The organism is Streptomyces sp. NPDC055140 (assembly GCF_053607285.1).
In genome coordinates this window covers 650,844-666,411 of record NZ_JBSGTG010000002.1, presented here as the reverse complement: position 1 = coordinate 666,411, position 15,568 = coordinate 650,844, and the positions used below count along the sequence as shown (strand labels likewise).

Genomic DNA, 15,568 nt, shown 5'->3' with positions numbered 1-15,568 from the left:
TGGGGAGAGGGAGAGCGATGCGCGCGATATCGCGTACGGCTTTGGGGGCGGCGACCGCCGCCGTCCTGGCCGTCACCGCGGCTGTGCCCACCGTGGCCGAGCCACGGGGGGACGCCAAGAGACCGCTCGTCGGCAGCGAGGCCGCCGCGAAGGAGGGTGCGGGCTCCGTCGTCACCCTCGTCACGGGCGACCGGATCCTGGTGACCAAGGACGGCTCGGGCCACAGCGCGGCGACCGCGCTCCCCGGCGAGGACGGCACCGCCCCCCTCGTGCAGACGCGGACGTCGGGCCAGGACCTCTACGTCTACCCCGCGGGCGCCGTCACGGCGATCGCCGACGGCCGCGTCGACGAGGAGCTCTTCAACGTCACGGGCCTCGTCCGCCAAGGCTACGACGACGCACACAGCAAGACGCTGCCGCTCATCGCGGTCTACGACAAGTCCGTGGACGTCGCCCGCAGCGCGCCCGCCGCCCCGCGCGGAGCCGAGCGCGGCCTCGTGCTCGACCCGGTCGACGGCGTGGCGCTGAAGGCCGACAAGAAGAAGGCCGCCGACTTCTGGGCGGACGTCACCGACACCCGCTCCCGCGCCGCCGGCTCCCTCAAGAAGCTGTGGCTCGACGAGAAGGTGGAAGCCAGCCTCGACCGGTCGACGAAGCAGGTGCACGCCCCCGAGGCGTGGGCCGCCGGCTACGACGGCAAGGGCACCAAGGTCGCCGTCCTCGACACCGGTGTCGACACCGACCACCCCGACCTCAAGGGGCGCGTCGCCGAGTCGAAGAACTTCACCGACTCCCAGGACGCGGGCGACCACCAGGGCCATGGCACCCACACCACGTCCACCGTCGGCGGGACCGGCGCGGCGAGCGACGGCAAGCAGCGCGGCGTCGCCCCCGCCACCACGCTCCTCAACGGCAAGGTCCTCAACGACTCGGGCTCCGGCGCCACTTCGTGGATCATCGCCGGTATGCAGTGGGCCGTCGACCAGGGCGCCGACGTCGTCTCCATGAGCCTCGGCAACCCCGCGCAGACCGACTGCACCGACCCGATGGCCACCGCCACCGAAGAACTCGCGCAGTCCTCGAAGAACACCCTCTTCGTCATCGCGGCGGGCAACACCGGCCCCGGCAACAACACCGTGTCCTCGCCCGGCTGCGCCCCGAGCGTCCTGACCGTCGGCGCCGTCGACCGCGACGACTCCACCGCGAGCTTCTCCAGCCGCGGCCCGGCCTACGGCTCGCACACCCTCAAGCCCGAGATCACCGCGCCCGGCGTCGACATCTCGGCCGCCGCCGCGGGCGGCCGGGGCGTCTACGCGTACCGGTCCATGAGCGGTACGTCGATGGCGACCCCGCACGTCGCGGGCGCCGCCGCCATCGTCAAGGAGCGCCACCCCGACTGGAGCGCCCAGCAGATCAAGTCGGCCCTCGTGTCCTCCGCGGACGCGGACATCCCCGGCGACGTGCGCGAGACCGGCGGCGGCCGCCTCGACGTGAAGGCCGCGATCGACGAGAAGGTGCTCGGTGCGAGCGCCGTCCAGGGCGGCAGTTTCAACTGGCCGCAGGACAGCAGCGACCGCACCACCGTCGACGTGCCGTACACCAACACCACGGACAAGCCGGTGCGGTTGAGCCTGGACGTCAAGGGCGTCACCGGTAACGACGGCTCAGCGGTCCGCTCCTCGGTCGCGAAGCTCGGCGAGCGCACGGTCACCGTCCCCGCGGGCGTCACCGTCAAGGTCCCCTTGAAGATCGACCCCACGGCCTCGCTCAAGGCCGCCCAGTACGGCGACGTCACGGGCCGCGTCCTCGCGACCGCCGACGGCGTCAGCGTCTCCACGCCCTTCTCGCTGTACGTGCAGCCCGAGACGGTCACCCTGCGCGTCAAGCTCGTCGACCGCTCCGGCAAGCCCGCCGGCGCCCAGTCGTCCGTCGACCTGATCGGCACCGACGACGCCAGCGGCGAGCGCCGCTTCAACGAGGGTGCGGCCGACCAGACGTACCGGGTGCGTCCGGGCCGCTACTTCCTCTCCAGTTTCGTCGCCACGCCCGAGTCCGAGGGCACCCTCCTCGACTCCCTTTCCTATCTGGCCCGTCCGCAGCTCGAGGTGAAGAAGGACACCACCGTCGTCCTCGACGCGCGCAAGGCGAACCGGCTCACGGTGAAGACCGACCGGGCCTCCGAGTCGCGCGGCGCCACCCTCGGGTTCGCGCGCAGCTGGGACGACACCTGGCTGCACGCGGGCACCGCGTCCGGCGGCCGCACGATCGCCGGCTACTACGCCGACGTGGAGGGCCGGGCGACCGACGGCAGCTTCGAGTTCGACAGCTTCTGGCGGGCGGCGGCCCCGCAGCTCGCCGAGTTCGGCGTAGTGGGCGGCCCCGCGTTGCACGCGGTGGCCGGAGCCACCAACTCGGCGAACCTCGACGGCATCGGCAAGGCGCAGGTCGTCGACGCCAAGTCCGGTACGGCGGCCGAGCTCGCAGCGGCCGGGGTCAAGGACAAGATCGCTCTGGTCAAGCTCGCCGACAGCGGTGCGGCCGCGGCCGTGTCCAAGGCGGCCAAGGACGCCGGAGCCACCGCCGTCCTCGCATACCGCTCGATCCCGGGCCGTTTCTACCCGTCCATCGGCTTCATCGGCGGCCCCCTGGCCGTCATCGGCATCCCGTCCGACGAGGCCGCCGACCTGCTGGCCCGCATCGCGGGCGGCGAGGTGACCCTCCACTGGAAGGCCACGGCGAAGAGCCCGTACATGTACAACCTGGCCTTCCCCGAGACCGGCCCGGTGCAGAGCGCGCGCACCTACACCGTCCACGACCGCGACCTCGCCGAGAACAAGGCGACGTACCGCGCGATGGGCACCCCCACCGACTACCTGGACATCCCCAGCGTCACGCGCCCCAGCGGATTCTCCGCCTACTTCGGTGACTTCGAGACGGTCGCGGCGCCCTCACGGCGCACCGAGCTCTACTCGCCCGGCACCACCGGCTTCGGCCACCAGGTCTCCAGCAGCTTCCCCTGGGGCGAGTTCATGATCGACCCGGTGCGCACCTACAAGAAGGGCGAGCACCGCACCGAGGAGTGGTACGGCGGAGTGCTCGCGCCCACCACACCGCTCGACGGCGCGGGCAAGCCGGCGCTCGCCGCCGAACGCCAGGGCAACCTGATCGGCGTCGCGCCCGGCTTCTGGGGCGACAGCGAACACCAGGGTGTCCAGGGCAGCTTCGGTGACTTCGGCTCCATGGACCTGAAGCGCGACGGCGAGGTCATCAGCCACAGCCCCTTCCCGTCCGGTGTGTTCGACGTTCCGGCGGACGACGCCGCGTACGACCTGTCGCTGCACACCTTCAAGCAGAGCTTCGGCGCCTGGAACCGCTCCCCGGAGACGCAGACGACCTGGTCGTTCCGCTCGCACCTGGAGGAGGACGTCTACTCGCAGGGCATCCCGCTGCTCTTCCCGCACTACGCCCTTTCGCAGGACGACCTCAAGACGCTGCCCGCCACGGACGGCCAGCGGATCACCCTCACCGCGACCGGACACGCCGGCTACACGCCCGGCAAGCTCACCTCGGTCAAGCTGTCGTACTCCTACGACGGCGGCACCACCTGGACCGAGGCGCCGACCGCGCAGAGTGACGGCAAGTGGAGCGCGACCGTGAACCACGCGGGCGCCTCCGGCAAGCAGGTCACCCTGAAGGCCCAACTGACCGACGCCAACGGCAGCTCGGTCGAACAGACGGTGACGCGCGCCTACGACGTGCGCTGATCACCGAACGAGCCGGTCCGCCGGGCGTCCTTCCCGTGGGGGGTGGGGCCGCCCGGCGGACCTTTTTTGCTTCAAGCCGGGTCATTTGGGGTCATTTCTGGTCGTTTTCGAGTGTCCCGTTTTCGTACGGCCCGAGCGGTGGACAATAAGGGCATGAGCCAGCAGGGGGAGAGGAACTCCGGCCGACACGGTCAAGGCGACGACTGGTGGGGGCCGTTGTACGACGACTCCACCGACGACACGGGTCCGACACCGGCCCCGGACACCCTCGACGACCGCTTCGCCTCGGCGTCGGGGACGGTCTCGCCACCGGGCCCTGAAAGGGGCGAGGAGCAGGCCCCGGCGCAGGCCCCGGAGCCGATGTCTGAGCAAGTCTCAGAGCCGGCGCCCGAGCAGGTCACGGAGCGGGCGCCGGTTCCGGAGCAGCGGAGGGTGCCGCCGCCACCGCCGTCACTGCCACCGACCTCGCCCGCCCGGCCCATGGACCGGCCGCCGGATCCGGGCGCCCCGCGCGCCCCGTGGGAACCCCCGGCACGCGCTCCGGGGCGCCCCCAGAGTTTTCCGCCCGGGCCACCGCCGCCCGGTCACCGGCCGCCGCCACCGCCTCCAGCCGCGGCGCCGGACCTCCGCTCCTTTGACCCCGGTGCGCCGGGCCCCGACGCCGGTGTCCCCGGCCCGGAAGCCTTCGTCGACGAGCCCGAGGTCCGCCCCGCAGCCCCCGTGATCCCCTACGTGGGCGACGGCCCGCCCACGTACGACGCCGAACCCACCGCGCTCCCGCCCGCCGACCCCGACACCCTCGACGATCTCGTCGCCGACACCGTCCTGGACGGCGCCACGTACGGGACCTCCACCCTGCGCGCGGTGTCGGTGCGCGGGGACTCCGCGCGCTACCGGGGCGAGCCCCGCCGCGACTGTCTGCTCACCGCCCGGTTCGGCACGGGACCCGGCGCCCTCATCCTGGTCGCCATGGCCACCGGCGCCCGCGCCGCACCCGGAGCGCACCGCGCGGCGGCCGAGGCCTGCGACTGGATCGGCCGCGCCGTCGGCCGCAGTCACGCGAGGCTCGCCGAGGACATCCGTGCCGCCCACCGGGGCGACCTCAAGTCGGGCCTTCACCGCCTGACCGACCGCAGCCTCGGCAAACTCAGGGCGAGCGCCGCCGAGCAGGGCCTCGAACCTGAGGAGTACACGGCGAGCCTGCGCTGCCTCCTGCTGCCCGCCGACCCCGGCTGCCGCACCCGCGTGTTCTTCGGCGTCGGCGGGGGCGGCCTGTTCCGGCTGCGCGACGGCGAGTGGCAGGACATCGAGCCGCAGGTCTCCGAGGCGTCGGGCGCCCCCGTCGTCGGCTACGGTTCGCCGCCGCCGGAGACCCCCGACGGCGACCGCCTGACCATGGATCTCGGGATCACCACGCCCCCGAGCCCGTACGAGCCGGCGCCCGAGCAGCCCCGCGACCCGTTCCGCTTCCGCGCCTCCGTCGCCCGGCCGGGTGACACGCTCCTGCTGTGCACGTCGGGCCTCGCCGAGCCCCTGCGCGGCGAGCCGGAGCTGTCCGGGCACCTCACGCGCCGCTGGCAAAGGAGCGGCCCGCCCGGCCTCACCGCGTTCCTCGCGGACACCCAGGTACGGGTCAAGGGGTACGCGGACGACCGCACGGCCGCCGCCGTTTGGGAGGCGTAACCGCGCCCGCTGTGAATTCATGGGAATCAAGTGTCCGGAGTGACCAGAGTGACTGGAGTATCCGGAGTTCCCGGTTCGTGAAGGGGCGCGTGAGTCATGGCCAAGCAGAACGTCGCCGAGCAGTTCGTCGACATCCTCGTCCGCGCGGGCGTCAAGCGCATGTACGGAGTGGTCGGCGACAGCCTGAACCCGGTCGTCGACGCGATCCGCCGCAACTCCGCGATCGACTGGATCCACGTACGGCACGAGGAGACCGCCGCGTTCGCCGCCGGGGCGGAGGCGCAGATCACCGGGAAGATGACGTCCTGCGCCGGCTCCTGCGGGCCTGGCAATCTGCACCTCATCAACGGGCTCTACGACGCCCACCGCTCCATGGCCCCGGTCCTCGCCCTCGCCTCGCACATCCCGTCGAGCGAGATCGGTCTCGGCTACTTCCAGGAGACCCACCCCGACCGGCTCTTCCAGGAGTGCTCGCACTACAGCGAGATGATCTCCAACCCGCAGCAGATGCCGCGCGTCCTGCAGACGGCGATCCAGCACGCGGTCGGACAGTCGGGCGTCAGCGTCGTCACGCTGCCCGGCGACGTCGCCGACCGGCCCGCCCCCGAGAAGTCGGTCGAGACGGCGATCGTCACGTCCCGGCCGACCATCCGCCCCGGCGACACCGAGATCGACCGGCTCGTCGAGATGATCGATGACGCCGCCAAGGTCACCCTCTTCTGCGGCAGCGGCACCGCGGGCGCGCACGCCGAGGTCATGGACTTCGCCGAGAAGATCAAGTCGCCGGTCGGGCACGCCCTGCGCGGCAAGGAATGGATTCAGTACGACAACCCGTTCGACGTCGGCATGAGCGGGCTGCTCGGGTACGGCGCCGCGTACGAGGCGACGCACGAGTGCGATCTGCTCATCCTGCTCGGCACGGACTTCCCGTACAACGCGTTCCTGCCGCAGAAGGACGTGAAGATCGTCCAGGTCGACGTCAGGCCCGAGCACCTCGGCCGGCGCTCGAAGCTGGACCTCGCCGTGTGGGGCGACGTGCGTGAGACGCTGCGCTGCCTGACCCCGCGCGTGCAGCCGAAGACGAACCGGCGCTTCCTCGACAAGATGCTGAAGAAGCACGCGGACACCCTCGAAGGCGTCATCAAGGCGTACACGAGGAAGGTCGAGAAGCACGTCCCGATCCACCCCGAGTACGTCGCCTCCGTGCTGGACGAACTCGCCGCCGACGACGCCGTGTTCACGGTCGACACGGGCATGTGCAACGTGTGGGCCGCGCGCTACATCTCGCCCAACGGCCGTCGCCGCGTGATCGGTTCGTTCTCGCACGGCTCCATGGCCAACGCGCTGCCGATGGCGATCGGCGCCCAGTTCGTCGACCGGAAGCGCCAGGTCGTCTCGATGTCGGGGGACGGCGGGTTCTCCATGCTGATGGGCGACTTCCTGACCCTCGTCCAGCACGATCTGCCGGTCAAGGTCGTCCTCTTCAACAACTCCTCCCTCGGAATGGTCGAGTTGGAGATGCTCGTGGCCGGGCTCCCGTCGTACGGGACGACGAACAAGAACCCCGACTTCGCGGCCGTCGCTCGCGCGTGCGGCGCGTACGGGGTGCGCGTGGAGAAGCCGAAACAGCTGGCCGGGGCCATCAAGGACGCTTTCAAGCACAAGGGCCCCGCCCTCGTCGACATCGTCACCGACCCCAACGCCCTGTCGATCCCGCCCAGGATCAGCGCGGAGATGGTGACGGGCTTCGCGCTCTCCGCCTCCAAGATCGTTCTGGACGGCGGCGTCGGCCGCATGGTGCAGATGGCCCGCTCCAACATCCGCAACGTGCCGCGCCCGTAGCGCCGCCGGACCACGAGTTCGTTGGTGGATGAATCCACAGGAGTGCGGACATGCGTGCGGGGCATGCATTCCCGTGTACGCGTTCGAGCGTGGTCGCAGGAGAAGGGGCAAGGTCATCGGCGTGCGGGCGGGGGTCATGAAACGGCTGGTACGAGGGCGCGTTCCCACCACGGTGGCCGGACGCTCCCCAACGGAGGAAGCACCAGGGAACGACGGCACGACGGACGACGGCACGACGGACGACGGCGGAGGCGCGCTGCTGAGGCGCACGCTGGGGCGGTCCGATCTGCGGGCGGTGCCCGAGGCGAGGCGCGCACTGCGCGAACTCCTGGACGACTGGGGCCCGCCGGAGAGGTCGGAGACCGCGGAGCTGCTCACCAGCGAACTGGTGACGAACGCCCTGGTGCACACCGACCACGACGCCGTCCTCACGGCCACCGTCGGGCCGAAGCGGCTCCGGGTGGAGGTCAGGGACTTCGTGGGGCGCAGGCCGAGGCTGCGCGTACCGGTCGCCGACGACGGTACGAACGGCCGGGGCCTCGTCCTGGTGCAGTCCCTCGCGGACGCCTGGGGCGTACGGGCACTGGGCGTGGGCAAGGTGGTCTGGTTCGAACTGGACGGCGGCCCCGCGTGACACCGCGGGACCGCCGCCCGGAACGGCACGCCCGCCCGGCCGAACTCCCTTCGGACGCCCCCTAGCCGAATTGCTGCTCGAGGTCCTTGAGCTTCTGCTCCAGTGAGTCGAGCCGCGGCAGGGCCTGGGTGTCGTCCTCCGCCGTGAGGTCGACCGTGACGGGCTTGCCGGCTTCAGGGCCGCCTCGGACGGCCTGGAGGGAGGGACGCGCGCGCAGCGGGAGCTGTTCCAGGGGTGAGGGCGGCGGGTCCTCCGATATGGCAGGCTCCGCGCCACCCTGCCCCGCGCCGGCCCCCGCGGAAACGGCGGTCTGCACGTCCACCTGACGCCCTGCGCGCCCGCCGAGCGTGGGGTGGCCCCGGCTGATCGCCTTGAGCTGGGCCCGCTCCAGCTTCTCGTGCTCGCGCCTGCGCAGCCGGGTCTGCTCCTTCTCGCGCTTGTCCTCCCGCACCTCGTCCACCGCCTCGTCCAGGGTGCGCACACCCTCGAGCAGCATCAGCGACCAGGCGCCGTACGTCTCGCGGGGCGCGCGCAGCCACCGGACGATCCGGATCTGCGGCAACGGCCGTGGCACCAGGCCCTGTTCACGCAGGGCCGCGCGGCGCGTCTGCTTCAGCGCGCGGTCGAAGAGGACCGCGGCCGACAGTGACATGCCGGCGAAGAAGTGCGGGGCGCCCGCGTGGCTGATGCCGCGCGGCGCGTGCACCCAGTTGAACCAGGCGGCGGCGCCCGCGAAGGTCCATACGAGTATCCGGGAGCCGAGCGCCGCGTCGCCGTGGCTCGCCTCGCGCACCGCGAGCACCGAGCAGAACATGGCCGCGCCGTCGAGGCCGAACGGGACGAGGTACTCCCAGCCCCCGGTCAGGTTCAGGTTCTGCTGGCCGAAGCCGACAAGCCCGTGGAAGGAGAGCGCGGCGGCCACGGCGGCGCAGCAGAACAGCAGCAGGTAGGACGCGGTGCCGTAGACGGCCTCCTTGCGCCTGCGGCGTTCCTCGCTGCGCTCCCACGAGTCGTCGGACGAGGCGGCCGCCCTCTCCCCGGCGCGCTTGCTGCGCGCGAGGACCGCCACCGCCGCCAGCAGGCCCAGGAGCAGCACGGCGCCGGGAAGCAGCCAGTCCAGCGATATGTCGGTCAGTCTCATCTGGGGTCCCTTGCGTCGCGGTAGGGCTTTTCGGCCGCCATATTGGCTCAAGGCCACCGGTGCGCAAGGAGTTTCGGGACAAGAGAACGCCATTGGAGTGCGAGGGGGCGTACGAAGCGGGCATGCGCTCGAACTACCTTGAGAATGAGGGGAGTTGAGTTCGAATCGCGTCACCCGAAAGGGTGGTTCATGACGAGGGGGTTGCCGTCGTCGCGTTCAGGCGGTTGCGCTCAGCCTCGCCACGCGGTCCGCGTCGCAGGTGCGGGGGCACGTCACACAGGTGTCCTCGGGGCGCAGCGTGTAGAAGAGGCAGCAGCTCGCCCGGTCGCGGGTCGGCAGCGACTGCCCCTCGGGGCCGGTGAGTTCACGGAACGCGGGCTTGCCGACGTACGGCTTCGTCGTGCCGGGCAGCAGCCGTTCGAGCTCCCGCATCGCCCGGCTCTCCTCGCCGAGCAGATGGGCGATGTACCAGAGGCCCTCGACGATCTCGTCCGTCGCCATGCCCCACAGGGCGCGCGGGCCGCGCCGCATCCGCGGTCCGAATCCGGTGAGCACCGGGCCCAGGTGGTCGGCGACGGCCGCGCGCACCTCGGCCCGCAGCGCCTCCTCGTCCGGTACGACATGGGCGCCCGGCAGTGCGGCGGCCGGGTCGCCCGGCAGGCAGGCGAAGTCGGTGACGCGTACGGCCATCCGTCCCAGCGTGCGCTGGAAGGCGACGTTCGTCACGGGGAAGCGCGGGACGCGGCGGCCCAGGAACCATGGCACGGTGACCAGCAGGCAGGCGGGCCAGGCGTAGCGGTGCAGGCCGAAGCTGGCGACGACGTCCGGGCGGGCCTGCTGCCCGTAGTCCTTGAGCACCTGCGCGTCGTCCCACGCGAGGAACGCCTCGAGGGCGGGTCCGCCCTCCGCGAGCCGGGCGGCGGCGACCCAGCCGCTGCCCTGAGGGAGCTGCTCGGTCTCGGCGAGCTCTGTGATCCGCAGACCCGCGAACACCTCGGTCAGCCGGGCGTACGCGGGCGTGAGGGCGCTGGTGGCCACGGGGGCCGATGCGGGAAAAGGCATGCAGGGGACCACCGAATCGCGATCGTTTGCAGGTAAGCCTTACCTTACCCGAGCGATCGGGGGTTTGAACTGCGGGCCCAGCGGCCTATGGTTCTGCGTTGGACGAATTCCGCGGATTACCGACGACCGGGGAGGACCTGGGTGGAGCAGGCCAGAACGCGCGCCGACAGCGCCGCCTCAGGGCTGCCCGCGGGCGTTCCCGAGCAGCGGGGCACCGTCGGCTGGCACCAGGTGCCCGAGCAGACCCGGGGCGAGCACACCCACAGCGAGACGCCGCTGCCGCCACGCCCCCGCGTCGAGCGGACCTCCGTGCGCGGGCAGGTGCTCGACGCGCTGCGCACCGCGCTCGTCGACGGCGAGCTCGTGCCCGGCGAGGTCTACTCCGCCCCCGCCCTCGGGGACGGCCTCGGCGTCTCGGCGACGCCCGTGCGTGAGGCGATGCAGCAGCTGGCCCGCGAAGGTGCCGTCGAGGTCGTGCCGAACCGCGGCTTCCGCGTCACCGAGCGCAGCGCCCGCGAGCTCGCCGAGCTGGCCGAGGTGCGGGCGCTGATCGAGGTGCCTGTGGTGCTGCGGCTCGCCCGTACGGTGCCGGTGGCGCGCTGGGCCGAGCTGCGGCCCCTGGCCGACGCGACGGCCGTCGCGGCCGCCGGCGGTGACCGCGCGCACTACGCGGAGACGGACCGCGCCTTCCACCGCGCGATGCTCGCCCTGAGCGGCAACGAACAGCTCGTCCAGGTAGCCGACGACCTGCACCGCCGCTCGCAGTGGCCCCTGCCCGGCGGCGGACCGCTGTCCCGCCGCGCCGACCTGGTGGCCGACGCCGCGGAACACATGGCACTCCTCGCGGCGCTGGAGGCCCAGGACCTCACGGTGGTGCAGGCGCTGGTGCGGGAGCACTTCGCCGGGGCGGCGGACTAGGGCCTCCGACAGGGCCCCGGACAGACAGGCCCCCGGATCGTCGGGCCCTCGGACAGACAGGCCCTCGGATCGTCGGGCTCTCGGACCGTCAGGCCGCCGTCGGCAAGTGTTCAGCCAGCCACGTCGGGACGCCGCCCAGGAGGCGGAACAGGCGGGACGCCTCCGCGCGCAGCCGCGCCGCCGCCTCCGGATCGGGCTCCGCCTCCGCCAGGGAGGCGAGCGCTGGGGCCGTGCCGACCAGGTAGCCGAGCTCCTCACGGATGCGCAGCGACTCGGCGAAACCGTGCCGCGCCTCCGCCAACTCGCCGTCGCGCAGGGCGAGTCCGGCCAGATGGCGCCAGGTGAAGGAGAGCAGCAGCGGATCGGGGTGCGCCGTCGCGCCCGCGTGGGCCCTGCGGTACGCGGCCCTGGCCGCTTGCGGCGAGTCGGACAGGTTCTCCGCCATCAGGCCGCGCCGGAAGTCGAGCAGGGCGCGCCCCGGGGCGCCGGGCGGGAGCAGCGCGGCAGCCCTGCCGAGCGCGGAGCGTGCCTCGTCGGCCCGGTCACGTACCCCCAACAGCGTTGCCGAGTAAGCGAGTTGGCCGCGCTCGCAGGCCGCGGCGCCGCGTTCGCCGTCGTCGTGGGCCAGGGCCTCGGCGGCGCGCAGCGCGTCCTCCGCGGCGGCCCAGCCCTGCTCGGTGTAGAGGCAGCGCTCCCCGAGCAGCGCGGCCCGCTGGAGCGCGGCCCGCGCGTCCGTCGCGGCGAGCCGCTCGAGCAGCGAGGCCGCGTCGGTCCAGCAGGCGCGCGAGCGCAGCCGCCATACCGCGGTCTGGAGTGGATCGTCCCCTGCAGTCGTTCCGGAACCAGACATGGCGGTATGCGCCACGTTGCCCTCCCCGAGCACACCATTGAGCCGAGCTGTCGTGCGCGCATCTCAGCATGGATGTGCGCACTCGGCCAAGGGGGTAGGTGAAAGATTTCACAAACGCATGGGGTGGCGGGCGGGGTTCGAAACGCCCCTCGGGGGGCCCGAGTTCAGCTCATACGCAGGGCCAGGAAGAAGTCCAGCTTGTCCTCGAGCCGCGAGAGATCGCGGTTGGTGAGCTGTTCGATCCGCCCGACGCGGTAGCGCAGCGTGTTGACGTGGAGGTGCAGACGGCTCGCGCAGCGCGTCCACGAACCGTCGCAGTCGAGGAACGCCTCCAGGGTCGGAATGAGCTCGGCGCGGTGCTTGCGGTCGTAGTCGCGCAGCGGGTCGAGGAGGCGGGCCGTGAAGGCGCGGCGCACGTCGTCCGGGACGAACGGCAGCAGCAGGACGTGCGAGGCCAGCTCCTGGTGGCCCGCGGCGCACACGCGCCCTGTGCGGGCCGCGGCGACGCGCCGGGCGTGCCGGGCCTCCTCCAGGGCCCCGCGCAGCCCCTCCGCCGAGTGCACGGCGGCGCTGACGCCCAGCGTGAGCCGGCCGTCGTCCGCGAGGCCCGCCGTCAGCGGGTCGCGTACGGAGTCCAGGAGCGCGTCGGCGTGCAGCCCCGTCTCCGCCCCGTCGTGCTCGTCCGGCACGGCGGGCAGCGGCACCAGGGCGATGGCCTCGTCGCCGTTGTGGGCGACGGCGATGCGGTCGGAGGGCTCGGGCCCGGCCGACAGCGGGTCGACGAGGATCTCCTCCAGGAGTGACTGGGCGACCGGGCCGCCCTCGATGTCGCCGCCGTCCCACTCGACCTTCGCCACGATGACCTGCCAGTGCGGGGCGGCGCCGAGGCCGGGGAGCAGCACGGGCGCGGCGACGCGCAGGCGTGCGGCGATCTCGGCGGGGGCGGCGCCCGTCTGGACCAGTTCGAGGACCTCCTGCGCGAGCCGGCGGCGCACGGCGCGGGCCGCGTCGCGGCGGTCGCGCTCGACGGCGATCAGCTGGGTCACGCCCTGGAGCAGGTCGAGCCGCTCCTCGGGCCAGTCGCTCGCGTCCGCCTCGACGGCGAGCAGCCAGTCGGACAGGACCGTCTCGCGCACGTCACGGGAGGCGGGCGTCGCGCCGCGGCCCGCGCTGCGTATCGGGAAGAGCGAGTACGTCGTGCTGTTCAGCGTCACCCGGTGCGGCCCGCGCCGCCCGGTGCGGGTGGCCGCCAGGTGCTCGGCCGCGAGGCGGGCGCAGACGGCGGCAGGCAGCTCGGGGCCGGTCGCGCTCGACCCGGCGATGGCCCGGCCCGCGGGGGAGAGCACCCAGGCGCGCAGGTCGAGGTCGGTGCCCAGGAGGTCCAGGACCACGTCGGGGCCGCCACCCGCCGGGCCGGACGTCATGAGGCGCCGGTGCCGGTCGACGACGGCGGCCAGGTCGCCGGCCCGCTCGCCCGAGACCTGGCGCACGACGTGCTCGGTGACCGTCGCGAAGGCGACCGACTCGTTCACGGCGAACAGCGGGAGCCGGTGGCGCGCGCACGCCTCGACGATGTCGTCGGGGATGGCCCCGAGCTCCGCCTCACCGGCCGCCAGCGCGGCGACACCGGCCGTCGCGAGGATGCGGACGAACGGTTCGGAGTCCGCCGCGTCGCGGCGCCACGCGAGCCCGGTGAGGACCAGCTCGCCGCCGGAGAGGTAGCGGCTGGGGTCCCGCAGGTCCGTGGTCATCACACCGCGCACGGTGCGGTCCAGTTCGTCCTCGCCGCCGAGCAGCCTGAGGCCCAGCGCGTCTGTATCAAGTAGGGCGCGCAGCCGCATCTCGTTGCCGCCGATCTGTCTCGAAGATTGTGCTTGTCTGAACGTGAGGCGGCCGGGGCCGCTCCCCAGGTACCGCGTCCGTGTTGCGTGTGGTTCTGCGTTTCCAGGGGAAAGCGGTGGGGTTTCCGGTGACCGCTGTTTATATGAATCTACAAGACGTCCCGGTTGGCCAGCCAACTCCTTCATGGTTTCCGTGACTGACCACGGCGGAGTGCCGCGCTGTGTACTGAGCCCACTCCACGTAAACAGCACATGAACGAGCCTTCGAGGTCCGCACATCCCGTGGCTCGATCCGTTCGAACGACCGACCACGAGATCACGAAGAAGAGAGCCGCTCATGGACTTCCTTCGCCCCGCCAGCTGGGAGGAGGCGCTCGCCGCCAAGGCCGAGCACCCCACCGCTGTGCCGCTCGCGGGTGGCACCGATGTGATGGTCGAGATCAACTTCGACCACCGGCGCCCCGAGTACCTCCTTGACCTGAACCGCATCGGGGAGCTCGGCGAATGGGAGGTCGGGCCGGACATCGTCCGCCTCGGCGCCTCCGTCCCCTACACCAAGATCATGCAGAATCTGCGCGCCGAGCTGCCCGGCCTGGCCCTGGCCTCGCACACGGTGGCCTCGCCGCAGATCCGCAACCGCGGCGGTGTCGGGGGCAACCTCGGCACCGCGTCGCCCGCCGGTGACGCCCACCCCGCGCTCCTCGCCGCCGACTGCGAGGTCGAGGTGGAGTCCGTACGCGGCTCGCGCCGTATCCCGATCGACGCGTTCTACACCGGCGTGAAGCGCAACGCGCTCGCCCCCGACGAGCTGATCAGGGCCGTCCACATCAAGAAGGCCGACGGCCCGCAGCAGTACTCCAAGGTCGGCACCCGCAACGCGATGGTCATCGCCGTGTGCGCCTTCGGCCTGGCGCTGCACCCCGAGACCCGTACGGTCCGCACCGGCATCGGCTCGGCAGCGCCGACCCCGGTCCGTGCCAAGGCCGCCGAGGAGTTCCTGAACGCGGCGCTCGAAGAGGGCGGCTTCTGGGACAACGGCAAGATCATCACCCCTTCGGTCGCCAAGCAGTTCGCGGACCTCTGCTCGGCCGCCTGCAACCCGATCGACGACGTCCGGGGCACCGCGAGCTACCGCCGGCACGCCGTCGGCATCATGGCCCGCCGCACCCTGACGTGGACCTGGGAGTCGTACCGCGGCACCGCCGCAAGCACGGAGGGAGTCGCGTAATGCGCGTCAATTTCACGGTCAACGGCCGTCAGCAGGAAGCCGACGACGTGTGGGAGGGCGAGAGCCTCCTGTACGTCCTGCGTGAGCGCATGGGGCTGCCCGGCTCCAAGAACGCCTGCGAGCAGGGCGAGTGCGGTTCCTGCACCGTCCGCCTCGACGGCGTGCCGGTCTGTTCGTGCCTGGTCGCGGCCGGCCAGGTCGAGGGCCGCGACGTCGTCACCGTCGAGGGCCTCGCCGACTTCGCCAAGCAGCGCGCACAGCACGGGGGCTGCGCGAGCGGCGCCTGCGGCGACGACGCGGGCAAGGCGGGCACCTCCCTCCAGGACGCCCGGCAGTGGGAGTCCAAGCCGAGCGACTCGCAGACCGGCGAGGGCGACGAACTCTCGCCGATCCAGCAGGCGTTCATCGACGCCGGAGCCGTCCAGTGCGGCTTCTGCACCCCCGGCCTGCTCGTCGCGGCCGACGAGATGCTGGAGCACAACCCGAGCCCGACCGACGCGGACATCCGCGAGGCGCTCTCCGGCAACCTCTGCCGCTGCACCGGCTACGAGAAGATCATGGACGCGGTCCGCCTCGCGGCCGCCCGTCAGTCTGAGGCGGTCTGA

General features: G+C 72.3%; 11 protein-coding genes. 7 read left to right on the top strand and 4 right to left on the bottom strand.

The features are described from left to right. The first annotated feature begins 17 nt into the window (after positions 1-17). The 4 genes from ACWFR4_RS06805 (at position 18) to ACWFR4_RS06790 (ending at position 7,923) form a co-directional block, all read left to right on the top strand. Entirely contained in the window at positions 18-3,764 is a 3,747-nt protein-coding gene (locus ACWFR4_RS06805; protein ID WP_453651219.1) for a S8 family peptidase, read from the top strand. Between the two features lie 153 nt (positions 3,765-3,917). Next, entirely contained in the window at positions 3,918-5,447 is a 1,530-nt protein-coding gene (locus ACWFR4_RS06800; RefSeq protein WP_453651217.1) for a protein phosphatase 2C domain-containing protein, read from the top strand. Positions 5,448-5,543: 96 nt separating this feature from the next. Further along, positions 5,544-7,289: a pyruvate dehydrogenase gene (locus ACWFR4_RS06795; RefSeq protein WP_453651215.1), complete on the top strand. Its 1,746-nt coding sequence runs from the start codon at positions 5,544-5,546 to the stop codon at positions 7,287-7,289. Between the two features lie 136 nt (positions 7,290-7,425). Next, the gene (locus ACWFR4_RS06790; protein WP_453463551.1) at positions 7,426-7,923 is read left to right on the top strand and encodes an ATP-binding protein; all 498 of its coding nucleotides are present in this window, start codon (positions 7,426-7,428) and stop codon (positions 7,921-7,923) included. A gap of 61 nt (positions 7,924-7,984) precedes the next feature. Here ACWFR4_RS06790 and ACWFR4_RS06785 read toward each other — a convergent pair whose 3' ends face one another. Together ACWFR4_RS06785 and ACWFR4_RS06780 are read right to left on the bottom strand one after the other, a co-directional pair. Continuing rightward, positions 7,985-9,064 (bottom strand): DUF2637 domain-containing protein, encoded by a 1,080-nt coding sequence (locus tag ACWFR4_RS06785; protein ID WP_453651213.1) that lies wholly within the window; start codon positions 9,062-9,064, stop codon positions 7,985-7,987. Between the two features lie 216 nt (positions 9,065-9,280). Further along, positions 9,281-10,126: a (2Fe-2S)-binding protein gene (locus tag ACWFR4_RS06780; protein WP_453651211.1), complete on the bottom strand. Its 846-nt coding sequence runs from the start codon at positions 10,124-10,126 to the stop codon at positions 9,281-9,283. 141 nt (positions 10,127-10,267) lie between these two features. On the opposite strand from ACWFR4_RS06780, the gene ACWFR4_RS06775 reads away from it, so the two are divergent. Beyond that, complete coding sequence (locus ACWFR4_RS06775; RefSeq protein ID WP_405477367.1) at positions 10,268-11,044, top strand: GntR family transcriptional regulator; 777 nt, start codon at positions 10,268-10,270, stop codon at positions 11,042-11,044. An 88-nt stretch (positions 11,045-11,132) separates the two neighbouring features. On the opposite strand, the gene ACWFR4_RS06770 is transcribed toward ACWFR4_RS06775, so the two are convergent. Beyond that, the gene (locus tag ACWFR4_RS06770; protein WP_453463561.1) at positions 11,133-11,894 is read right to left on the bottom strand and encodes a hypothetical protein; all 762 of its coding nucleotides are present in this window, start codon (positions 11,892-11,894) and stop codon (positions 11,133-11,135) included. A 164-nt stretch (positions 11,895-12,058) separates the two neighbouring features. Beyond that, complete coding sequence (locus tag ACWFR4_RS06765; protein WP_453651208.1) at positions 12,059-13,735, bottom strand: PucR family transcriptional regulator; 1,677 nt, start codon at positions 13,733-13,735, stop codon at positions 12,059-12,061. Positions 13,736-14,072: 337 nt separating this feature from the next. Between ACWFR4_RS06765 and ACWFR4_RS06760 the strand changes: the two genes are divergently transcribed. After that, on the top strand, positions 14,073-14,963 hold the full coding sequence (locus ACWFR4_RS06760) for an FAD binding domain-containing protein (protein WP_453651206.1): 891 nt from the start codon (positions 14,073-14,075) through the stop codon (positions 14,961-14,963). After that, positions 14,963-15,568, top strand: a complete 606-nt coding sequence (locus tag ACWFR4_RS06755; RefSeq protein ID WP_453463569.1) for a (2Fe-2S)-binding protein — start codon at positions 14,963-14,965, stop codon at positions 15,566-15,568. Before ACWFR4_RS06760 ends, ACWFR4_RS06755 begins: the two co-directional genes overlap by 1 nt.